This is a genomic window from Bradyrhizobium sp. ORS 111 (assembly GCF_045571485.1).
Taxonomy (GTDB): domain Bacteria; phylum Pseudomonadota; class Alphaproteobacteria; order Rhizobiales; family Xanthobacteraceae; genus Bradyrhizobium.
In genome coordinates this window covers 7489148-7510040 of the sequence record NZ_CP120701.1, presented here as the reverse complement: position 1 = coordinate 7510040, position 20893 = coordinate 7489148, and the positions used below count along the sequence as shown (strand labels likewise).

Here is a 20893-nt window from a genome sequence, read left to right as displayed (position 1 = left end):
GTGAGATTCTGGGCAGCAATCTCGCCTGGAGGAACAATGGTACCGCAAAATGACGCCGCGCCGATGACGAGCGCCGGCCCGCCTTCAGGCCCGCCGATTCAGACCAGCCGGTCGCGTCAGGGATGCGATGCCTTTTTGTGTCTTGGCGTTGCGTGCAGTCGGTCGTAAGCGTGAGACCTCAGCTTTGGAATGCGGGAGTGGCACTATGGGCGGTTTGGTGATCAGCGGCGGCCGGGTGGTGGATCCGGCCAGCGGGATGGATGCTGTCGGCGACGTGGCGGTGCTGGATGGCCGGATCGCCGCTGTTGGTACCGGGCTGGGTGGCGCTGAGCGGCAGATTGACGCGACCGGTCTTGTGGTCGCTCCCGGCTTCATCGACCTGCACGCGCACGGCCAGACTATTCCGGCGGACCGCATGCAGGCCTTTGACGGGGTGACGACGACGCTCGATCTCGAAGCGGGCGTGCTGCCGGTCGCGTCCTGGTACCGCCGGCAGGCCGAGAAGGGGCGCGTGCTGAACTATGGCGCCGCCGCCAACTGGGCGTTCGCGCGCATCGGCGCGATGACCGGCTCCAACGAGGAGAGCTCGCTGGAATCGTTCGGCAGCGCGATGCGCGACCGCCGCTGGATCGAGAACGTGGCGAGCGAGAGCGAGGTGGCCGGTATCCTCGCGCGCCTCGGCAACGGCTTGAACGAGGGTGGCATCGGGATCGGCATTCTCAACGCCTATGCCCCAGGCGCCGGCGTGCAGGAATTGACCGCGGTGTGCCAACTGGCGGCGGCGCATGCCGTGCCGACCTTCACCCATGTCGCCTACATGTCGCGCATCGATCCGGAAAGCGCGGCCGAGGCCTATATCCGGTTGATCGGTTATGCCGGCGCCACCGGCGCGCATATGCACATCTGCCATTTCAACTCATCCAGCAAGACCGATGTCGAGCGCTGCGCGGCGCTGATCGCGAAGGCGCAGGCGCAAGGCCTGCCGATCACGGTGGAGGCCTATCCCTACGGCACCGGCTCGACCGTGCTGGCGGCGACCTTCTTCAGCGATCCGCAGTTCGAGGAGCGCAACGGCCTCGGCTACGATTCGGTGCAGCGCGTGACCGACGGCCACCGCTTCGGCAGCCGCGAGGAGCTGCTGGCGGCGCAGGCCGAGGAACCGTCTACGCTGGTGCTGTGGCACGTGCTCGATATCGAGAACAATCCGCATCACCGCGATCTCCTGGACATCTCGGTGCTCTATCCCGGTGGCGCGATCGCGTCCGACGCGATGCCCTGGACGTTGTCGAGCGGCAAGGTCTATACCGGCGATGCCTGGCCGTTGCCGGATGATGCAACCTCGCATCCGCGATCGGCAGGCTGCTTCACGCGCTTTATCCGCGAGTGGGTGCGCGAGCGGCGGGCGATCTCCTTGCTCGAAGGCATCCGCAAATGCGCGCTGATCCCGGCGGAGATCCTGGCCGCGAGCACGCCGGCGATGCGCGCCAAGGGCAGGCTGCAGGTGGGCGCGGATGCCGATATCGTGGTGTTCGACTACGAGACCTTGAGCGATCGCGCGGCCTTCACCGCGATGAATCGTCCGGCCGATGGCGTGCGGCACCTCGTGGTCAGCGGCCAGCCGTTGATCACCGACGGCGTGCTCGATGTGACTGCGCGGCCCGGCCGGCCGGTGCGTCGGCCCGTTACCGCCGAGAGCTGATCGTGCCGGTCCCGATCCTGCTGGTCGCGGGCTTTCTGGGGGCGGGCAAGACCACGGTCGTGAACCATCTGCTGGCGCATGCCGAGGGCCGGCGGATCGCCGCCGTGGTCAACGATTTCGGCGCGATCAATATCGACGCCGAGCTGATCGCCGGCGCCAGCGACGGAGTGGTGAGATTGAGCAATGGCTGCATCTGCTGCACGCTGGAAGGTGACCTCATTCGCACGCTCGCCACGCTGCTGCGGCGTGATCCGCGCCCCGAGTTGATCGTGATCGAGACCAGCGGCGTGGCGGATCCCGCCGACGTCGTGCGCAATCTGATGGATCCGGTGATCTGGCGGGAGGCGCCGCTGGAAACCGTGCTGTGCGTGGTGGACGCGACGCAGCCCGCGGCCAAGCTCGACGATGCGCTGTTGCGATCGCAACTGCGCGCGGCCGATGTGGTGGCGTTGAGCAAGGTCGATCTGGCAAGCGCGGAGCAGCGTGCGCAGATGCGCGAGGCGGTCCGGGCGCGCCGTCCTGCGGCCGTGGTGGTCGATGCGATCAATGGCGAGCTGCCCGCGGCGCTGCTGTTTCCCGCCGACCTCGACCATGTGCCGCCGCCGCGCGAGACGGAGCCGCGCCGGCCCGCGGTCGAGCGGTTCGAGACGCTGAGCTGGACCTCGGAACGCAAGGTAAGCCTGCCGCGACTGCAGCAGGCCATCAGCCGGATGGCGCCGAAGCTCGCGCGGGCGAAGGGATTGTTCGAGACGGTGGAGCAGCCCGGACGCTTGACGGTGTTTCAGCTTGCCGGCGGACGCGCAACGCTCGCGGCCGGCGAGGCGCCGGCGCCGGGTGTGCCGCGCACGCGGATCGTGTTCATTGCCGAGATGGGCGCTCTGTCGCGCGCCGAGATCGATGCGATCATGCAAGGGTGCGTCGAGCCCGGATAACACATCAGCCGGGGCGGATCGGTCGATCAAATCGGCGGATCACGCCGCTTGAGGACGTAGCAGTCCATGATCCAGCCGTGCCGCGCGCGTGCCTCGCGGCGCGCGGCGACAATGCGGGGACCGGCTTCGGCGAGCGCACCCGCGATGGTGATCTGGTCGGGCATGCCGAGATAGGCGCCCCACCAGATCTCCAGCCCCTTGGGGTCAAGCGTCTGGAACGCCGCGCCGCCGTCGAGCATCACGACGACCGTATCCACGCCGGAGGGCCAGCCGCCGTCGCGCAGCCGCCGCCCGGTCGTGACCAGGAAGGGCTCGCCGATCTCGTTGAGCGGCAGCGCATGCGCCGCGCACAGCGCCTGGATCGAGGTGATGCCCGGCGCCACCTCGATCTTTGGTAAGGGATCGAGCCGCTGCGCGATCCGCAGGCTGGAATCGTAGAGCGACGGATCGCCCCAGATCAGCAGCGCAACGTGTCCCTCGCGTCCGAGATGGTCGGCGATTTGCCGCGACCACGCTGCGGCGACGGCGTCATGCCAATCGTCCACGCCCTTGCGATAGTCTTCCTCGGCCGTGTCGCGCACTGGAAGGTCGAATTCCGCAACGCGCGTCCGGTCATTGGTCAGCACGTCGGCGCAAATCGTCCGGCGCAAGTCGGCAAGATCGGATTTCGCGGCCCCCTTGCGCGGGATCAGAATCAGATCAGCGGCGTTGATGGCGCCGATTGCGGCGCGCGTGAGCTGGGCGGGGTCGCCGCAGCCGATGCCGATCAGGGAAAGCGTCAACATGACCGCATCACGCGTGATCGCCGGCCAGCGGACCGAACAAAATGACCGTCGCTGCAGTCGCCGGGCCCGCATTCGTGAGTTGCTCGGCGAGTTCTGCGATCGTGCTGCGGGCAAGCTGCTGGTCGGCACGGCCCAGCGACTCGCCGAACAGTGCGGGGGTGTCCGGCGAGAGACCGTGCGCGATCAGCTTCGCGGCCAGGGCCGGGAACGTGCGTCGCCCCATGTAGACAACGGTCGTCGCGTCCGGATCGGCCAGCGCCGCCAGGTTCAGGTTCGCCGGCAACTCGCCGGTGACGTCGGCGCCGGTCACGAACTGGACCCGGCGCGAGGTGTGTCGTCGCGTCAGGGGGATGCCGGCCTGAGCGGCCGCGACGCAGGCGGAGGTCACGCCAGGAACGATCTCGTAGCCGATGCCGGCCGCGCGCAGCGCTTCGATCTCTTCTTCGAGCCGGCCGAAGATTCCCGCGTCGCCGGATTTCAGGCGCACCACGCGGGCGCCGGTGGCGGCGTAGTCGATCAATAGCCGGTTGAGATGCTGCTGATTGGTCGACCTTCGGCCAGCGCGCTTGCCGACTGCGACGAGGTTGGCGCCCGACCGCGCAAGGTCGAGGATCGCACCCGACGCGAGATCGTCATAGAGCACGACGTCGGCGTCGCGCAGGCGCGCGGCACCCTTCACCGTGAGGAGCTCGGGGTCGCCGGGGCCGGCCGAAACAAAGGAGACGAAACCGCTCACCGGTCCTCCGCGATCAAATGAAAGAATGTCCCGGTCGCGTGGCCGCGCCGCGAGCCGGTTTCCGCAACGGTTACCCCAGTCGCATCGCGGACCACCGCCAGAGGCGTATCGGGCTGCGAGATGATCGTGGAATAGTGGAATTCGTGGCCGCGCAGGCGCGTGCCCGGGCGCTGCCCGGGCATTGGCGCGGCAAGCTCTGCGAGCCGGTAGCCGAGATGCATGCGGCGCTTGGCATAACTGGTCTCCAGGCCGAGTAGGCCCGCCATCGCGTGGCGCACGCCGCCGGCATCGGTCAGGGCGCTGCCGAGCACCATATAGCCTCCGCATTCACCATGCACGGCGCGCGTCTCGGCAAAAGCCCGCAGACTTCCGAGAAACTGCGTGTTGGCCGCGATCTTGCCGGCGTGCAGTTCGGGATAGCCGCCCGGCAACCAGCAGACATCGGCGCTCGCATCGGGGCCTTCGTCGGCCAGCGGTGAGAACATCGTGATCTCGGCGCCGGCGTTGCGCCAGACTTCCAGCATGTGCGGATAGATGAAGGAGAATGCGGCGTCGCGCGCCAGGGCGATGCGCTGTCCGGGTGGATTGATCTTGAATCCTTCGGTGCCCGGTGGCGGTGACCAGGCGCGGGCCGATTGCAGCACGGCATCGAGATCGACATGCTCTGTGACGAAGCGCGCCGCCTCCTCGATCAAGCCGTCGACCTGCGTTTGCTCCTCGGCTTGCACCAGGCCCAGATGCCGCTTCGGCAAAGTGATCTCGGCGTGGCGGGGTAGCGCCCCGAACACGGGAATGCCGGCGTTCGCCATCGCGTGGCGCACCAGGTCTTCGTGCCGCGGGCTCGCGACGCGATTGAGCACCACGCCGGCAAGTGTCACGCCGGCGCGGAAGTCGCGCAATCCGGCCGCAACCGCCGCCGCCGTTTGCGCCTGGCCGGAAGGGTCGATGACCAGCAAGACCGGCCAGCCCGTCAGTTCGGCGATGTCAGCGGTAGCGCCGGTGCCGGAAGCGCCGCGCACGGCGACACCGTCGAACAGGCCCATCGAGCCTTCGGTCAGGACGAGATCGGCATCCGCGCCGCGGCTGGCGAGATGCCGGATCGCAGCGCTCGGCATGGCCCAGCTATCGACATTGACGGAAACGCGCCCCGTCGCGACCGCATGAAAGGCGGGATCGATATAGTCGGGCCCGCTCTTCAGGCATTGCACCTTCAGCCCGCGAGTCCGGTAAGTGCGCGCCAGCGCCAGCGTCAGCGTCGTCTTGCCGACGCTGGATGCGGGCGCGGAGATGACAAGCCCGGCGGTCATCACGATGCCTCGGGAAAGCGCGGCGCCGGACCGAGCGGCCGGTAACGGCGGTCATAGTCGGCGGCGTAAAGCCGGCTCTCGGCGAACTCTTCCGCGCCCAGCGTCCGGCCGACCAGGATGAGTGCGGTCCGCTCGAGCTCGGGACCGACGGCGGCATCGAGCGTGCCGAGTGTCGCGCGCACGATCCGCTGGTCCGGCCAGCTCGCGCGCCACACGATCGCGACCGGGCAGTCCGCGCCGTAGTGTGGCGTGAGCTCGACAATAAGCTTGTCGAGCAGATGGATCGACAGATGGATGGCGAGTACCGCACCGGTTGCGGCAAAGGCGGCAAGTGTTTCACTCTCTGGCATCGCGCTGGCCCGGCCGGGCGTCCGCGTCAGCACCACGGATTGCGCAAGGCCGGGCAGCGTGAACTCGGTCTCGAGCGCGGCCGCCGCGGCGGAGAAGGCCGGCACGCCCGGCGTGATCGAGTAGGGAATCTGCAGCGCGCGCAGCCGGCGCAGTTGCTCGCCCATCGCCGACCAGATCGAAAGATCGCCGGAATGCAGCCGCGCGACATCCTTGCCGTCGGCGTGCGCGGCAGCGATCTCCGCGATGATGTCGTCGAGCGACAACGGCGCGGTGTTGACGATGCGTGCATTCGGCGGGCAATGCGCCAGCACGCCCTCCGGCACCAGCGAGCCCGCATAGAGGCATACCGGGCAGGAGGCGATCAGATCGCGCCCGCGCAAGGTCAGCAGATCGGCCGCGCCCGGTCCTGCGCCGATGAAATGCACCGTCATTTGCCGTCTCCTTCCGCGATCGCCGCGGTGGCCATCCGATCCTGTGAAACGGCCCGCGCGGAAATCAGGCGGGCCCCGCGCCCCGCGGCTGCGATCGCCGCAGATTCAGCGACGGAGCCCGCGCCGAACTTTTCCTTGATGAGCTCAGACTGTGTCACGGTGACGATTTCGGCCAACACGTCTGCGGGAACGCTCCTGATCGGCAGCCCCAATTCGTGCGCCAGCGATTTCAGCGCAAGCGCGTCGGCCTTGTCGCTCACCGTGGCGACGGCTGCAAGGCCTTCGGAGCCGCCGGCTTCGCGGAGCGCCTCGCGCAGCGAGGCGAGCGTGGCATCGCGCCTGAATCCGAATCCTGCGACCTTCATCTGACCGCGCTCCATTGCACGATCGGCCGCGTGGCTTTCCACGAGCGGTACTTGCCCAGCGGGTCTGCATGGGCAATCTCGACCCGCATCAACTCGCCGCCATGGCGTTGATGCAGATCGGCAAGCAGGGCTTCGGTCTCCAGGGTCACGGCATGCGCAACCAGCCGGGTTCCAGGCGCGATGTGCGACCACACGGCATCGAACATCGCGGCATCGAGGCCGCCGCCGATGAAGACGGCGTCCGGCGTCGCGAGGCTCGCCAGGACTCCAGGCGCTGCATCCTCGATCAGGGTGATCCGGTGCGTCATTCCAAAGCTTGCGGCATTGCTGCGAATATTGTCAGCGCGATCGCCGCGCACCTCGACGGCGATCGCCGTGCCGCCGCAGAGCGCCCATTCGATCGAGATCGAGCCGGAGCCGGCGCCGATGTCCCACAATCTCTCGCCGAGCCGCGGTGCAAGCGCCGATAGTGCAAGCGCGCGGATCGGCCGCTTGGTGAGCTGCCCATCATGTACAAAGAGTGTATCCGGAAGCCCCGCGCTGTGCGCGATGCCCTGTGATCCCGCAGCCTCTAGCGCAACCGCGATCGGGCTCTCGATCGGATCGGCCGCGTAGTTGTCCGCGCGATGTTGCGTGATGCGTTCGCGCGGACCGCCCAGCGCGGACAGGCGCCACATCGACGATGCTCCCCAGCCGCGTTCCGAGAGCCAGCGCGCGAGATCGCTGGCCGCCCTGCCGTCACGCACCAGACAGACGATCCGTGCGCCGCGCGCCAGATGCGGCAACAGCCGCTCGAACGGCGCGGCGTGAAGGCCGAGGCAAACGATGTTCTCAAGCCGCCAACCCAGACGCGCGGCCGCAAGCGAGAACGTCGACGGCGCGGAATGCGCGACCCATTCGCCGGCCTTGAGCTTCTCGGTCAGACTGCTGCCGACGCCATGCCAGAACGGATCGCCGGAGGCGAGCACTGCGGTCGGACGGCCACGGCAACTCAGCACGATCTCCGCATCGAACGGCACCGGCCAGGCACGGCCGCGCTCGGTGATCCCGGCCAAAGCGAGATGCCGTTCGCCGCCGAACACCGTCTCGGCGTCGCGTAGCGCCTTTCGACTTGCGTCGGAGAGGCCGGCAAGGCCATCTTCGCCGATGCCGATGATGGTCAACCAGGGATTACCCATGACGCGCGCCCTGATCCTGGGCGGAACCGCCGACGCCAATCTGCTCGCCGAGACCATCGTGCAAGTAGGGCTTGAGGCGGTCTACTCCTATGGCGGCCGCACCCGCGCGCCTGCCGGCCAGAAGCTGCCGACCCGGATCGGCGGCTTCGGCGGCGTCACAGGTCTCGCGGACTATCTTCGTCGCGAAGGCATTACCCATGTGATCGACGCGACCCATCCGTTCGCCGCCGAGATCAGCCGCAACGCGGTCACCGCTTGCGCGGAAACCAGCACGCCGCTGCTCGCACTCGAGCGCGCGCCATGGGTCAAGACGCCGGGCGACACCTGGATCGAGGTCGCGGACATCACCTCCGCCGTCGCGGCCCTGCCGGAGCGCCGCGCTCGCGTGCTTCTCGCCATCGGCCGTCAGCACATCGCGCCTTTCGGCGCGAGGCCGCAGCATGCCTATACGTTGCGGTTCGTCGATCCTCCTGAAGGCGCGCTGCCATTGCCCGATGCCGACGTCATCGTGTCGCGTGGACCGTTCACGCTCGACGGTGAACTGGAGACGCTGCGTGCGCGCGGGATCGAATGGATCGTCGCCCGCAATTCGGGCGGGTCGGGGGCGCGCGCCAAGATCGATGCCGCCCGCACGCTCGGCCTTCCCGTGATCATGCTCTCGCGGCCGCAATTGCCCGACAGGCCGCGGGCGGAAAGTGTCCCCGAGGTGATGGAGTGGCTCGGTCATCGCATATGCCTCGGCGCATAAACCCAGCGGCCGACGCGGCGGGTCGCTGAATTGCCCAGGATCACCAGCGTCCGCATATCGGCCATTTCGGGCCTCGCCTCATCCAGCTTGACCGTTTCGATCCGCTGCTCGGGCGTGCTCACCGCCCGCGCGAACACCACGATGCGCTCGCCGCAACCGGCTTCGCGTAAAATCTCGAGTGCACGGCCGAAGCCATCGGGCCGGCTCGTTGAACGCGGATTGTACATCGCGATCGCGAAATCAGCTTCGGCGGCGAGGCGCAGGCGCTTCTCGATCACAGGCCACGGCTTCAGATTGTCGGAGAGATTGATCGCGCAAAAGTCGTGGCCCAGCGGCGCGCCGGCGCTCGCCGCCGCCGCGAGCATGGCTGTGACACCGGGCAGAACCCGAATCGGTAGGTCGCGCCAGTGCGGGGACGCCTCGAGTGCCTCGAACACGGCGGACGCCATCGCAAATACACCAGGATCGCCCGAGGACACCACGACGACATGGCGTCCTTCGGATGCGAGCCGCAGCGCTTCGGCGGCGCGCTGCAACTCCACGCGGTTGTCGGAGGGATGCAGTGTCAGCCCGTCGCGTGGGCGCACGCGCGTGACATAGGGCGCGTAACCGACGATGTCGGTTGCGGCCGCCAGCGCCGCGGACACTTCCGGCGTGATCAGCGCCTCGTCGCCCGGTCCCAGTCCCGCGATGGTCAAAGTCCCGGTCATTCCACTGACCCCCCGCGACGGCCTTGCCCGTGCACCAGCACGATCGCGAAATATGGGCAGTCGGCCGCGTCGACATCCACGAGTCGCGCGACGCGTTGATTCGGCATGGTGCCGCGTTCGACCAGCCATGCCTCGTTGAGGCGGCCGGCGGATGCGAGCGCCCGGCGAACCTTCGTCAGGTTGCGTCCGGTCTTCATGATGACCAGCGCGTCGGAATTGCGCATCCGTTGCTCGAGCTCCGCCTCCGGCAGCGTGCCCATCAGGACAGTCGTGACGTCGTCGCCGAGCGCGATCGGCCGGCCGACGGCATTCCAGCAGCCCGCCATGCCGGGAACGCCGGCGATCACCTCGATCTCGACGCGGCCTTGCAGCCGCGAATGCAGATGCATGAACGAGCCGTAGAAATAGGGATCGCCTTCGCAAAGCACGACGATGTCGACGGCGCGCGCCAGCCGCGCCAGGCGCTCCGTCCATTCGTCATAGAAGGAAGCGAGCAGTCGGGCATAGTCCGGGCTGTCGAACGCGATCTCGGTGGTGACCGGATATTCCATCGGGTATTCGCAGACGTCAGCGGCGAGCAGCCCTTCGACGATGCGGCGGGCCTGACCGGGATGGCCCTTCTTGCGGAAATAGGCGACGTGCCTTGCCGCACGCACGGTGCGGTCGGCACGTACGCTCATCAGGTCCGGATCGCCTGGCCCGAGGCCACAGCAGATGATACGCCCCATCGTTATTCGCTCCGGCTCGCCAGCGCGTTGATCGCGGCAACGGTGATCGCCGAGCCGCCAAGACGCCCCTCGACCGTCAGCGCAGGCGCAGGTGGATCGGCCATCAACGCCGCCTTGGATTCGGCCGCGCCGACAAAGCCGACCGGGCAGCCAATGATCGCCGCCGGCCTCGGGCAATCGGGCTGCTCCAGCATGTTGAGCAGATGAAACAGGGCGGTCGGCGCATTGCCGATGGCGACGATGGCGCCGGCGAGACGCGGCCGCCACAACTCGACCGCTGCCGCGGAGCGCGTGTTGCGCATCGATTGCGCGAGCGCGGGAACGGCGGCGTCGCCGAGCGTGCAGATCACGGCGTTGCCGGCCGGCAGGCGCGAGCGCGTAATTCCTTCCGACACCATGCGCGCGTCGCAGAGGATCGGCGCGCCGGCCTGCAGGGCGGCGCGTGCAGCAGTGGCCATGCCGGGCGTGAAACGGATATGCGCTTCGAGCCCCACCATGCCGGCGGCATGGATCATGCGCACAACCACCGGCTCCTCGTCGGGCGTGAAGCGGGCGAGGTCGGCCTCGGACCGGATGGTGGCGAAGGATTGCCGATAGATAGCGGCGCCATCGGTTTCATAGCTATACGGCATCAACGGTCCCTCACCAGCAAGGCGGGATCCGCGACGATGCTCGCGACGCGCAGTCCCCGCATCACAGGCGTATCGCGCGTCGAGCCGTTTCGGACGAGGTCAAAACCCTCGCGTGTGGCAACGAGCGTGATCGTGGCCGGTCCGGCGTGCGCGCAGCCCTTGGCGCAGCCAGATACGTGCAGCCGGGCATCGGCCGGAACATGCCGTGCAAGCACGGATGCCAGCGCGCGCGTATCGGCATGCGCCTCACGGCAGCGCGGCGCACCGCTGCAGGCGATCGCGCGCAGCGCCGGATCGTCGCCCCGCGTGATGAGGTCGGTATCGTGCGGCATCTGGCGCATCCCTTCCGCCAGCAGCATCCGCCACGGCGTCAGGCGAAGGGCTTGCGCGCCGGCGGCGAGGCGGCCGAGCGTCCGATGCGTCAATTGGCCGAACGCAGCTCCCACCATCGCGCCTTGCGCATAAAGGCCGGGAAGCGAATCGGCCGCACGGGGCGCCGGCTCAGCATCGCCGCGAAACGTATCGGGCAGGTGCGCGCCGGTGGCGAGATGGGCTGCCATCCGGCGCCTGTCGCCGTTGGCGCCGCCCGACGCGATGAACCATTCGGCCAACGCGAGGGCGACCTGGACGGCCTCGCTTCGTGTGACGTAACGGCCGAACTTTTCGCCATCGGCGCGCGCCAGCAGCCTGCCGGCGGCGTCGCGCTCGATCCGGATGTCGGCAGACGCGCCGGCCAGCACCCGCTCGCGGCCATCGTCGATCGCAAAGCCAAACTTGGTCGGAAGTTCGGGCGAAGCGCCGCCAAGAGCGAGCTCGAGTTCGGCCGCGAGCACGCAAGTCTCCTCGCCTTCAGTCCAGAACGGCGTCACCAGAACGTTGCGCCGCGCTTCGGTCTCCGGATCAGGATCGAGCAATCCGAGCTGCGCGAGCCCGTCGAGCAAGGGCAGATGGCCACCATCTTCGACGCCGCGGATCTGAAGGTTGGCGCGGCTGGTCAGATCGATCAGCCCGTTGCCGTATTGTCCGGCAAGCTCGGCGATTCCCGCTGCCTGCGCTGCGTCCAGCCGTCCGCCACGCGGGCGAATGCGTACCACGAGCCCGTCGCCCGACTGCATCGGGCGCAGCGCGCCGGGACACCAGCCCTTGATCGCGACGGCGCTCATGAGACCTCCCGCAGCGCGGCGGCGATCGAATTGCGTCGCGTCTTCCAGAGTGCAGCCTCATGCAATCGCGTGAAGCACGTTTCCATCGCCGTCAGCGCTGCCGGGTTCTCGCGCGCCATGAAGGCGCGAACGTCGCCGTTGCCGAGTGTCGCATCATAGTAGAGATCGAACAGATGCGGCGGCACCGCGCCGGCAAGATGGGCGAAGGCCGCCATGTGTTCGAGCGTCGCGGTGATTTCAGCCGCGCCGCGAAAGCCATGACGCATCATGCCCGCGATCCAGGCCGGGTTCGTGGCGCGCGCACGCACCACGCGCGATATTTCCTCGGTGAGCGGGCGGGCGTGCGGTTGATCCGGCCGTGTCGCATCGAGGTGATAGAGCGAGGGGGCCTTCGCGCCGAGGCGCTCGGCCGCCGCGGCGACACCGGCCTCATGCGCGGCATAGTCCGCTGCCAGCAGCAGGTCGGTCTCCGGGAGATCCTGGGTATGAACGAAGGCATCGGCTGCAGCGAGCCGGGCCTCGATGCCGGCGCGGTCGGAGCGCATCTCGCCGTCGGACGCAAATGACCAGGATGACGCCGACAGCCAGGCCTCGCCGGCTGCGTCGCGCGATTCTGGTGTGTAGACATCCGGTGTCGCGCCGGCGCCAACGCCATATCGTCCGGGACGTGGCCCGAACACGCGCGAGACGCGCTGCGTATACGGATTCTCGTCGCCTTCCTCGCTGCGGTCCGACAACGCCCCGGCGGCGGCCTCGAACAGTTGGGCAAGGCCTGAGAAGACGTCGCGGAACAGCCCCGACACGCGCAACGTGACGTCGATGCGCGGGCGGCCCAGTTCTGCCGGTGCGATGATGTCGTAGCCCGTCACCCGGCCCGAGCCGTGATCCCAGCGCGGCGCGATACCTGCGAGATGCAGCGCCATCGCAAAATCCTCGCCGGCGGTACGCATGGTCGACGATCCCCAGAGGTCGACGACGAGCCCTTTCGGCCAGTCGCCGTGGTCCTGCAGGTGACGGCGCAGCAGCTCCTCGGCAAGCCTGACGCCTTGTGCATGCGCCGACGGCGTCGGCACCGCGCGTGGGTCCACGGCAAACAGATTGCGTCCGGTCGGCAGCACGTCGCGGCGCCCACGATAGGGCGAGCCCGAAGGTCCCGGCGCAACGCGGCGGCCGGAGAGCGCATCGCGCAGCGCACGCTTCTCTGCCTCGCCACACGCGCCCTGGCCGAACACATGCAGGCCGTCGCCGAACTGGCTTTCCTTGAGATCGCAGACGAAGCGATCGATCTGCGGAATGGCCTCAGCCGCCGAAACGGATGCGGCGAGACCCAGATCGTCCTCCAGCCCGGCGAGGCGCGCTTCCTCGCGGATATCAGCAATCAGGCGCTGGCGCCGTGCGGGATCGAGGCCGTCGGCGGTCGAATATTCATCGAGCAGCCGTTCGAGCCGGCGCATGCCCTCCGGCAATGTGGCGTTCGTGAGCGGCGGCGGCAGGTGGCCGATCGTGACGGCGCCGATCCTCCGCTTAGCTTGTGCGGCCTCGCCGGGATCGTTGACGATGAACGGATAGATCACCGGCAGGTCTCCGATCAACGCCTCCGGCCAACAGCAGGGCGACAGCGCGACCGATTTGCCCGGCAGCCATTCGAGCGTGCCATGCGCACCCATGTGCACGATGGCGTCGATGCCTTGCTGCCTGAGCCAGAGATAGAACGCGACATAGGCGTGGCGAGGCGTGCGCGCGAGATCGTGATAGTCGGCGTCGCGCTGGTTGATGTTGCCGCGCTCCGGCTGAACGGCAATGACGGACTTGCCGCATTGTATTGCGGCGAAGTGAAATTCGCCGTTGCGGCAATCTGGATCATCCTCCGGCGCGCCCCAGGCGCTCGCGAGGTCATCCTGAAGCTGCCGCGGAAGCCAGGACAGCACAGCGCGATAGTCGTCGACGCTCCACGTCAATTTCTGCCGCAGCAGAACGGCGCCGAGCGGCCCTACGGTCGCAATGCCGAAGCCCGCGGCTGCGAGATCGGACAGCAGCACGTCGACCGAAGCGAGGGCATCGAGCCCGACCGCATGCGCGATCTGATGGGGACGGCCGGGATAGTTCGAGAGCACGACAGCGAGCCGCTTCTCGTGCGCCGGCTTGGTCGCGAGCCGGTGCCAGGCGGCGACGCGCGCGGCCACAGCGGTGACACGCTCGTCGTCCGGCCGGTGCGCAAGACGCGCAAACTGGAGATCGGGATCGCGCTCGCCGGGCGACTTGAAGCTCACGACGCCCGCAAACGGACGACCGTCGACCTCCGGCAACACCACGTGCATCGCCAGATCGCCGGGAGAAAGACCGCGAAGCGACTTGGCCCAATCATCGCGCCGCGCTGTCGACAGCGCGACCTGGAACACCGGGCAGGACGCGGACTCAAACGGCGTCGTGCCGTCGTCGCCGATTGCGGAAAAGGCGGTCGCATTGACGATGGCGGCGGGAGGACAATGCGCGAACTGGGTGCGCATCCACTCGGCGACGCCCGCTGCCTTCAGCGAGGTGACGAACACGCCGTAAGCATCAAAGCCCTTCTGCCGCAACGCCGTGATCAGCGCGTCGACCGGTGCCGTGTCGCCGGCTGCGAGATAGGAACGATAGAAGGTCACCAGCGCCCGTGGCCGGTGATCTGGTGACGGCGCCGCCGTGGCGGCACCGAGCCCGGGATCGTAGAAGCCGAACTCCGGAAGGTCGATCTCGCCGACGACCGGTCCGGCATACAGTCCCGACGCCAGCGCGAGCTGGGCGATCACGGCCTGCGCCGCGACCGGGCCGCCTTTGTCGCAGAGCACCTTGAGCCTGCGCAGGGTTGAGACCGGCAGGGTGGAGAATTCATCGAGCCGCAGGTCATCGCGACCGTCCGCCGGCAGCACCGCAAGCGCGATGTTGCGCTCCTTCGCCAGGCGATGCAGCGCGGCCAGCCCATATGGCCAGTAGGGTTCGCCGCCGATCAGGCGCACAAAGATGCCGCGCGCTTGCGACAAGGTCCGCTCGATATAGGTGTCGACCGACAGCGGATGGCGCAGGTCGGCCAGATTCGCGAGCCGCAGCGACGGCAGCGATCGACGGCCGCGCCGCCAGCCGGAAGCAAACGCGGCAAGATCGCTGTCGGAGAACGAGAGCACCACGAGCTCGGCTGGAGCCTGGCCGAGATCCCTTGGTGTCGCGGTCTCCTCGAGACCGCGGCTCTCGCGGAAGACGATGTGCATCAGACACCAAGTCGCGCCTTGATGGCGGCCTCATCGATTTCGCCGTGTTCGCCGATCACGACCAGCTTCGACTGCCTCGGCCGCGCGCCCCAGGGCATGTCGAACTGATGTCGCACCCGCTCGCCGACAGATTGCACCAGTAGCCGCATCGGCTTGCCCTGGATCGCGATATAGCCCTTGGCGCGCAGCACATTCTGCTCGCGCGCCAGTCCCTTGACCGATGCAACTAGAGCATCGACATCGGAGACTTCCGGGAGATCGATCACCACGGAGTTGAAGTCATTGTGTTCGTGCTCGTCCTCGCCGTCGTGGTGAGACGGACGCGCCGCGAGGTCATCTTCGGCGGCGGCCGCGAGACCCAGGATCACGCGCGCGTCGACCGCGCCGTCGACGACCGGCAACATCGGCACCTGCCGCGGCATTTCGGCCGCGATCGCCAACTTCGCGGCCTCGAGGCCGTCAGCGCCGGCGAGGTCCGCCTTGGTCAGCAGCACGATGTCGGCGCAGGCGATCTGATCCTCGAACACCTCGGACAGCGGCGTCTCGTGGTCGAGATTGTCGTCAGCGGCGCGCTGTGCGTCGACCGCGGCCGGGTCGGGGGCAAAGCGGCCGGCCGCAACAGCCTCCGCGTCGGCCAGTGCGATCACGCCGTCGACCGTAATCCGCGAACGGATCTCCGGCCAATCGAACGCCTTCAGCAGCGGCTTAGGCAGCGCGAGCCCCGATGTCTCGATCACGATATGATCGGGTTTCACGCGGCGCGCCAGCAATTGCTCCATCGCCGGGATGAAATCGTCGGCGACTGTGCAGCAGATGCAGCCATTAGCGAGCTCGACGATGTTCTCGCTTGGACAATTGGCGTCGGCGCAGGACTTCAGGATGTCCCCGTCGACTCCTTCGCCGCCGAACTCATTCACCAGCACCGCAAGCTTCTTGCCGTTGGCATTCCTGATCAGATGCTGGATCAGCGTCGTCTTGCCCGATCCGAGAAAGCCGGTGACGACGGTGACGGGCACCTTGGTGAGCGTGGTCATTCTGCGGCCTCTGGCACAACGGCGATGGGTGGAATGCGGGCGAGTGATTGCTTGCGAAAGATTTCCGGCCGGCTGCGCCACGGCACGATGCCGTCGGGTGCCGCCGCATAGGCGGACGCACCGGCGACCACATCCGTCGCATTGGCTTCGGACAGGCGGCCATAGACATACGACCACCGTCCCGGCGCGCTGAGCGCGACCGAGCAGCCCTGGCTGCACGCCGACAGGCATTCGACCGGAATCAGATTGACGCCGTCAGGCACACCGGCATCGCGGATCGCGGCATGCAGGCGCGCACCAGGCGTGGTCTCGCCTTCCGCGAGCGTCTGGCCGGCGCGGCAGGTGATGCAGACATGAAGTGTAACGCTCATCGCCCTTCCTGATTGACAGCGGGAGGCGATGAGGCAGACGAACCGTTCGATGGAAAGGTTCGTTCCCCGTCGCGGAACACCCCGTCCGCTGGTCTCAACGTCTGCGCTGGCAGGTCTCCCGGCTTGCGGAGCAGGGGGTTATCCCTTCGATCCCCGCCTTCCCGATTCCTTTTGGAATCAGTGGCTTTGGGCATCTCTCCGGTCACGGTCGCGGGGGCGGCTGCGCTTCGGGCCGACTTGAGCCCTATCGCATTCCCTCTTCGCCTGTCGTAGGACAGGCACCAACGCAGGGCTCACCATTCGTCCAAGCCCGGAACTTGTCAAGCCGAAGGAACGTCAGATGATGTCCGAACGAGATGCCGCCGAGGACGAAGCCGGTGGCTCCGAGGCTGCGCTGGAAGCTCGCCATGCCGCCAAGATGGCTAAAAAGAAAGACGCTCGCGATCGAATCATGGCGACCAAGAGCGGTGAGAAAGGACTGATCATCGTCCATACCGGCGCGGGCAAGGGAAAATCGTCCTCCGCCTTCGGCATGATCGTCCGCTGCGTGGCGCACGGGTTTCCCTGCGCGGTGGTGCAGTTCATCAAGGGCGCTTGGGATACCGGTGAACGCCGCCTGCTGACCGGACACTTCGGCGACCTCTGTCAATTCCACGCGATGGGCGAAGGCTTCACCTGGGAAACGCAGGATCGCGCCCGCGACATCGCCGCCGCCCAAGCCGGCTGGGAAAAAGCCAAGCAACTGATCTCCGATCCAAGCTTGCGCATGGTCGTGCTCGACGAGATCAACATCGCGCTGCGTTATGACTATCTGGCGATCGCCGACGTCGTCGATTTTCTCAAGACCTCGAAGCCGCCGATGACGCATGTCGTGCTCACCGGGCGCAATGCCAAGGAGGAACTGATCGAGATCGCCGATCTCGTGACCGAGATGACGCTGGTGAAGCATCCGTTCCGGTCCGGCATCAAGGCGCAGCCGGGCGTCGAGTTCTGACGGCGTAGCTGGACCACGCGATGGCGCGCGCATTGATGATCCAGGGAGCGGGCTCGGACGTCGGCAAATCGCTGATCGTCGCGGGCCTTGCGCGCGCGGCGAAGCGGCGTGGCCTCCGTGTATTGCCGTTCAAGCCGCAGAACATGTCGAACAACGCGGCCGTCACCGCTGACGGCGGCGAGATCGGACGCGCGCAGGCGCTGCAGGCGCTCGCCGCCGGCGTCGAGCCGCATACCGACATGAACCCGGTGCTGCTGAAGCCGGAGAGCGATGTCGGCGCGCAGATCATCGTGCAGGGCAAGCGCGTCGCAACCGCCCGTGCCTGGGAATATGCCGCCATAAAGCCCTCGCTGATGGGTGCGGTGCTGGAGAGTTTCGAGCGGCTGAAGCATCGTGCCGATCTCGTGCTGGTCGAAGGGGCCGGCAGCCCCGCCGAAGTCAATCTGCGCAAGGCCGACATCGCCAACATGGGCTTCGCGCGCAAGGCCGACGTCCCGGTGGTGGTGATCGGCGATATCGATCGCGGCGGCGTCATCGCGCAACTCGTCGGCATCAAGACGGTGATCGATCCCGAGGATGCCGCGATGATCCGCGGCTTCATCATCAACAAATTTCGCGGCGATCCGACCCTGTTCGACGACGGCTACCGGCTGATCGAAGCCCGTACGTCGTGGCGCGGCTTTGGCGTGCTGCCTTACTTCATCCGCGCCGGCGAGCTTCCGGCCGAGGACGCGCTCGGACTTGGCGAGGCGCGCAAGCCCGGCCAGCGCAAGATCGCGTTTCTGGCGCTGTCGCGCATCGCCAATTTCGATGATCTCGATCCGCTCAAGCTCGAGCCGGGCGTCGACCTCGTGATGGTGCGTCCCGGCGAAGCCATTCCGGGCGACGCCAGGCTCGTGATCGTACCGGGCTCGAAATCAACCCGCGGGGACCTTGCCTTTCTGCGCGCGCAGGGCTGGGATATCGATCTTCTGGCGCATCATCGCCGCGGCGGCCATGTGCTCGGTCTGTGCGGCGGATATCAGATGCTCGGACAGAGCGTGGCCGATCCGGACGGGATCGAAGGCCCCGCCGGTGAGACGCGCGGCCTCGGACTTCTTGATGTTGCGACCGTCATGACCGAGCAGAAGACGCTGATACGCGTCGACGCTATCAATGCCGCCACCAGTCAACCGATCAGCGCCTACGAGATCCATATCGGGCGAACCGACGGCCCGGATCGGGCCCGGCCGTTCGCGTTTGTTGACAGCGCGCCGGAAGGCGCTGTGTCCAGCGATGGACGCGTTCAGGGCAGTTACCTGCACGGCCTGTTCGCGTCAGACCATTTCCGCAAGGCTTTTCTGGCGCAACTCGACGTTCCCGCCACGGACCAGGCGTACGGCGCCAGGGTTGACGGCGCGCTCGATGCACTCGCCGATCACATCGAGGCGCATCTTGACGTGGATGGGTTGCTTGCATTGGCGCGGTGAAGCGCTAGCTCGACAGCACCGCGGCAAGACGGGACCATTCCGTTTCGCTCCCGGGCAGACCAAGGCGTAGCCATCCCGGGCGTTGCTGGAAGACGCGCGACCAGATCTGGCCCCGCGCCAGCTTCTCGTGCGCAGCCAGGGCGTCGCCGGTCTCGTAGAGCCGGAACAGCGGCGTGCCGCCGACCAATGTCCAGCTCTGCGATCGGACCATCGCATCGAGCCTGAGGCAATCGCTTGCGAGACGTGCCGACGTGGCCATTTTCCAGGCATCGTCGCGCAATGCGCGCCGCCCGATCGCAATCGCGGCAGCCGACACCGGCCACGGGCCGGCCATCGCCGCAAGCGCGGCGATCTCCCGCTCGCTGCCGATCGTAAAACCGAGCCGCAGGCCGGCGAGCCCGTAGAACTTCCCGAACGAACGCAGGATGAGGAGACCATCTTGCGCGGCCCGTGATGCAAGCGACAGGTCCGGAACGGTGTCGGCGAAACTCTCGTCGATCACGAGCCGGCCGACACGCGGCCGCAGCGCCCGCAGCTCGCTCCGATCGTGACGTGTTCCATCGGGATTGTTGGGATTGACCACCACGGCGAGATCGGCGCCCGCGAGGGCTTCGAGATCGGAAACCTCGGTGACGTCCCAGCCGGAGGCCGAGAGAACCGCGGCGTATTCATTGTAGGTCGGCGCAAGGATGCGCACCCGGCCCCGCGTCGATACATGCGGCAGCAACTGGATGGCCGCCTGCGCGCCGCCCAGCGCCACGATCGGCGCATCGGTGGCATAGGCGTGCCGTGCCGCATCATGGAGCGATTCGATGTCGGTCCGCGACGGCAACGCGTTCCAGAGTCTCGGGTCCACATCGACCACGGGATAAGGCAGCCGGTTGATTCCGGTCGACAGATCGATCCAGTCGTCCGGCCGGCCACCGAACCGTTGCTGCGCGATATCGAGATTGCCGCCGTGCTCACGCATTTGTGGCTCCCTCACACCAAGGCCAGGATCGCGAATATCGCGGCCAGCAGCATCATGGCGCGACGATAGAGTTTCAGTCCGCGGCGGATATCGGCGGCGACGGGATCGCGCGCCGCTTCGTTCAACCAAGGCTCCTTCGCAACGCTGCTGTGGTAGATGCGCGGACCGCTCAGCCGCACGCCGAGCCCGCCGGCCATCGCGGCTTCCGGCCAACCGGCGTTCGGCGAGCGATGACGGCTCGCGTCCCGCAGCATGCATGACCACGCCTGCGCCCGCTGCGACGCAAGCAGTACGAACAGCAGGCCGGTGAGGCGCGCCGGGATGAGATTGGCAAGGTCGTCGATGCGGGCGGAAGCCCAGCCAAACGCCTCATGCCGCGCGGTACGGTGGCCGATCATGGAATCAAGCGTGTTGATCGCCTTGTAGCCGACAATGCCGGGTAGTCCGAACAGTGCGCCCCAAAACGCGGGCGCGACGATGCCGTCGGACGCATTCTCGGCCAGGCTCTCGATCGTCGCGCGCGCAATGCCGGCATCATCGAGCGTAGCGGCATCGCGTCCGACAATGCGCGAAACCGCCGCGCGTGCGCCCGTGACATCGCCGGACGCAAGCGGATCCGCGACCGCGGCGACATGGTCATGGAGTGAACGCAAGGCAACCAGCGGCCATGCCAGAATTCCGATCAGGACAATGCGGGTCCAGCCTGCGGGGAGCACGATCTGAACAGCCCAGGCGAGCGATGCTGCCAGTGCGATCACCAGAGTTGCCGCCGCGATGCCGGCTGCGCGACGCTGCGCAGGCGAAGCCGACGTCCGGTTCCAGCCGGTATCGACGGCGGTGATCAGCCGGCCGAGCCAGGTCACGGGATGACCGACGCGCGCGAACAGCCAATCCGGCCAGCCGATTAAGGCGTCGACCGCCATCGCCACCGCCATCGCTCCCGCAAAGCTCACGCACGTCTCCCGCCTCGATCTCTCCTGATGCGCAAGACCCCGCGCGAGCGCAAGCCCTCCCGTGATCGATTTCGGCTTTGTCTTTGGCAGCG

General features: G+C 67.4%; 20 protein-coding genes and 1 riboswitch. Of the genes, 5 read left to right on the top strand and 15 right to left on the bottom strand.

Annotation, left to right across the window (positions count from 1 at the left end):
- Window positions 1–205 precede the first annotated feature (205 nt).
- Window positions 206–1699, top strand: a complete 1494-nt coding sequence (locus P6U30_RS34710) for an amidohydrolase family protein (protein WP_407167179.1) — start codon at window positions 206–208, stop codon at window positions 1697–1699.
- 2 nt (window positions 1700–1701) lie between these two features.
- Window positions 1702–2631, top strand: coding sequence for a CobW family GTP-binding protein (locus P6U30_RS34705; RefSeq protein WP_407167178.1), 930 nt, complete (start codon window positions 1702–1704; stop codon window positions 2629–2631).
- Between the two features lie 26 nt (window positions 2632–2657).
- On the opposite strand, the gene cobF is transcribed toward P6U30_RS34705, so the two are convergent.
- From cobF to cbiE, 6 genes are read right to left on the bottom strand one after another with little or no spacing between them, the layout of a single operon-like run.
- A complete protein-coding gene (cobF, locus tag P6U30_RS34700; RefSeq protein WP_407167177.1) occupies window positions 2658–3416 on the bottom strand; it encodes a precorrin-6A synthase (deacetylating) in 759 nt (252 codons plus the stop codon).
- 7 nt (window positions 3417–3423) lie between these two features.
- On the bottom strand, window positions 3424–4152 hold the full coding sequence (gene cobA, locus P6U30_RS34695) for a uroporphyrinogen-III C-methyltransferase (RefSeq protein ID WP_407167176.1): 729 nt from the start codon (window positions 4150–4152) through the stop codon (window positions 3424–3426).
- Window positions 4149–5459 (bottom strand): cobyrinate a,c-diamide synthase, encoded by a 1311-nt coding sequence (locus tag P6U30_RS34690; protein WP_407167175.1) that lies wholly within the window; start codon window positions 5457–5459, stop codon window positions 4149–4151. The genes cobA and P6U30_RS34690 overlap by 4 nt, the downstream gene beginning before the upstream one ends.
- Entirely contained in the window at window positions 5459–6241 is a 783-nt protein-coding gene (cobM, locus tag P6U30_RS34685; RefSeq protein ID WP_407167174.1) for a precorrin-4 C(11)-methyltransferase, read from the bottom strand. The genes P6U30_RS34690 and cobM overlap by 1 nt, the downstream gene beginning before the upstream one ends.
- Complete coding sequence (locus P6U30_RS34680; RefSeq protein WP_407167173.1) at window positions 6238–6606, bottom strand: cobalamin biosynthesis protein; 369 nt, start codon at window positions 6604–6606, stop codon at window positions 6238–6240. The genes cobM and P6U30_RS34680 overlap by 4 nt, the downstream gene beginning before the upstream one ends.
- On the bottom strand, window positions 6603–7784 hold the full coding sequence (cbiE, locus tag P6U30_RS34675; protein WP_407167172.1) for a precorrin-6y C5,15-methyltransferase (decarboxylating) subunit CbiE: 1182 nt from the start codon (window positions 7782–7784) through the stop codon (window positions 6603–6605). Before cbiE ends, P6U30_RS34680 begins: the two co-directional genes overlap by 4 nt.
- Here cbiE and P6U30_RS34670 point away from each other — a divergent pair.
- Window positions 7783–8532, top strand: a complete 750-nt coding sequence (locus P6U30_RS34670; protein ID WP_407167171.1) for a cobalt-precorrin-6A reductase — start codon at window positions 7783–7785, stop codon at window positions 8530–8532. The genes cbiE and P6U30_RS34670 overlap by 2 nt on opposite strands.
- Here P6U30_RS34670 and cobJ read toward each other — a convergent pair.
- Genes cobJ through P6U30_RS34635 form a run of 7 tightly spaced genes read right to left on the bottom strand, consistent with a single transcriptional unit; the run spans window position 8508 to window position 16415 of the window.
- Window positions 8508–9242 carry a precorrin-3B C(17)-methyltransferase gene (gene cobJ / locus P6U30_RS34665; protein ID WP_407167170.1) on the bottom strand — a complete coding sequence of 245 codons (735 nt, stop codon included), beginning with the start codon at window positions 9240–9242 and terminating at the stop codon, window positions 8508–8510. The genes P6U30_RS34670 and cobJ overlap by 25 nt on opposite strands.
- Window positions 9239–9970 (bottom strand): precorrin-2 C(20)-methyltransferase, encoded by a 732-nt coding sequence (locus tag P6U30_RS34660; protein ID WP_407167169.1) that lies wholly within the window; start codon window positions 9968–9970, stop codon window positions 9239–9241. The genes cobJ and P6U30_RS34660 overlap by 4 nt, the downstream gene beginning before the upstream one ends.
- Before the next feature lie 2 nt (window positions 9971–9972).
- A complete protein-coding gene (locus tag P6U30_RS34655) occupies window positions 9973–10602 on the bottom strand; it encodes a precorrin-8X methylmutase (RefSeq protein WP_407167168.1) in 630 nt (209 codons plus the stop codon).
- Complete coding sequence (cobG, locus tag P6U30_RS34650) at window positions 10602–11765, bottom strand: precorrin-3B synthase (protein ID WP_407167167.1); 1164 nt, start codon at window positions 11763–11765, stop codon at window positions 10602–10604. The genes P6U30_RS34655 and cobG overlap by 1 nt, the downstream gene beginning before the upstream one ends.
- Window positions 11762–15010 (bottom strand): cobaltochelatase subunit CobN, encoded by a 3249-nt coding sequence (cobN, locus tag P6U30_RS34645; protein WP_407167166.1) that lies wholly within the window; start codon window positions 15008–15010, stop codon window positions 11762–11764. Before cobN ends, cobG begins: the two co-directional genes overlap by 4 nt.
- Window positions 15010–16044: a cobalamin biosynthesis protein CobW gene (gene cobW / locus P6U30_RS34640; protein WP_407167165.1), complete on the bottom strand. Its 1035-nt coding sequence runs from the start codon at window positions 16042–16044 to the stop codon at window positions 15010–15012. Before cobW ends, cobN begins: the two co-directional genes overlap by 1 nt.
- On the bottom strand, window positions 16041–16415 hold the full coding sequence (locus P6U30_RS34635; protein WP_407167164.1) for a DUF1636 family protein: 375 nt from the start codon (window positions 16413–16415) through the stop codon (window positions 16041–16043). The genes cobW and P6U30_RS34635 overlap by 4 nt, the downstream gene beginning before the upstream one ends.
- Before the next feature lie 90 nt (window positions 16416–16505).
- A riboswitch (cobalamin riboswitch) is annotated at window positions 16506–16716 on the bottom strand.
- A 42-nt stretch (window positions 16717–16758) separates the two neighbouring features.
- Here P6U30_RS34635 and cobO point away from each other — a divergent pair.
- Complete coding sequence (gene cobO / locus P6U30_RS34630) at window positions 16759–17409, top strand: cob(I)yrinic acid a,c-diamide adenosyltransferase (protein ID WP_407170611.1); 651 nt, start codon at window positions 16759–16761, stop codon at window positions 17407–17409.
- A gap of 20 nt (window positions 17410–17429) precedes the next feature.
- Window positions 17430–18878, top strand: coding sequence for a cobyric acid synthase (locus P6U30_RS34625; RefSeq protein WP_407167163.1), 1449 nt, complete (start codon window positions 17430–17432; stop codon window positions 18876–18878).
- Window positions 18879–18882: 4 nt separating this feature from the next.
- Here the strand turns inward: P6U30_RS34625 and cobD are convergent, their stop codons facing one another.
- Both cobD and cbiB read right to left on the bottom strand, forming a co-directional pair.
- Window positions 18883–19848 (bottom strand): threonine-phosphate decarboxylase CobD, encoded by a 966-nt coding sequence (gene cobD, locus P6U30_RS34620; protein ID WP_407167162.1) that lies wholly within the window; start codon window positions 19846–19848, stop codon window positions 18883–18885.
- An 11-nt stretch (window positions 19849–19859) separates the two neighbouring features.
- On the bottom strand, window positions 19860–20801 hold the full coding sequence (gene cbiB, locus P6U30_RS34615) for an adenosylcobinamide-phosphate synthase CbiB (RefSeq protein WP_407167161.1): 942 nt from the start codon (window positions 20799–20801) through the stop codon (window positions 19860–19862).
- Window positions 20802–20893 lie beyond the last annotated feature (92 nt).

Bases quoted from the DNA above. Each gene is read 5' to 3' on its own strand.
- P6U30_RS34710 (WP_407167179.1), top strand. From the start codon at position 206: ATGGGCGGTTTGGTGATCAGCGGCGGCCGGGTGGTGGATCCGGCCAGC.
- cobF (WP_407167177.1), bottom strand. From the start codon at position 3,416: ATGTTGACGCTTTCCCTGATCGGCATCGGCTGCGGCGACCCCGCCCAG.
- P6U30_RS34690 (WP_407167175.1), bottom strand. From the start codon at position 5,459: ATGACCGCCGGGCTTGTCATCTCCGCGCCCGCATCCAGCGTCGGCAAG.
- cobM (WP_407167174.1), bottom strand. From the start codon at position 6,241: ATGACGGTGCATTTCATCGGCGCAGGACCGGGCGCGGCCGATCTGCTG.
- P6U30_RS34680 (WP_407167173.1), bottom strand. From the start codon at position 6,606: ATGAAGGTCGCAGGATTCGGATTCAGGCGCGATGCCACGCTCGCCTCG.
- P6U30_RS34670 (WP_407167171.1), top strand. From the start codon at position 7,783: ATGACGCGCGCCCTGATCCTGGGCGGAACCGCCGACGCCAATCTGCTC.
- cbiE (WP_407167172.1), bottom strand. From the start codon at position 7,784: ATGGGTAATCCCTGGTTGACCATCATCGGCATCGGCGAAGATGGCCTT.
- cobJ (WP_407167170.1), bottom strand. From the start codon at position 9,242: ATGACCGGGACTTTGACCATCGCGGGACTGGGACCGGGCGACGAGGCG.
- P6U30_RS34660 (WP_407167169.1), bottom strand. From the start codon at position 9,970: ATGGGGCGTATCATCTGCTGTGGCCTCGGGCCAGGCGATCCGGACCTG.
- P6U30_RS34655 (WP_407167168.1), bottom strand. From the start codon at position 10,602: ATGCCGTATAGCTATGAAACCGATGGCGCCGCTATCTATCGGCAATCC.
- cobG (WP_407167167.1), bottom strand. From the start codon at position 11,765: ATGAGCGCCGTCGCGATCAAGGGCTGGTGTCCCGGCGCGCTGCGCCCG.
- cobN (WP_407167166.1), bottom strand. From the start codon at position 15,010: ATGCACATCGTCTTCCGCGAGAGCCGCGGTCTCGAGGAGACCGCGACA.
- cobW (WP_407167165.1), bottom strand. From the start codon at position 16,044: ATGACCACGCTCACCAAGGTGCCCGTCACCGTCGTCACCGGCTTTCTC.
- P6U30_RS34635 (WP_407167164.1), bottom strand. From the start codon at position 16,415: ATGAGCGTTACACTTCATGTCTGCATCACCTGCCGCGCCGGCCAGACG.
- cobO (WP_407170611.1), top strand. From the start codon at position 16,759: ATGTCCGAACGAGATGCCGCCGAGGACGAAGCCGGTGGCTCCGAGGCT.
- P6U30_RS34625 (WP_407167163.1), top strand. From the start codon at position 17,430: ATGGCGCGCGCATTGATGATCCAGGGAGCGGGCTCGGACGTCGGCAAA.
- cobD (WP_407167162.1), bottom strand. From the start codon at position 19,848: ATGCGTGAGCACGGCGGCAATCTCGATATCGCGCAGCAACGGTTCGGT.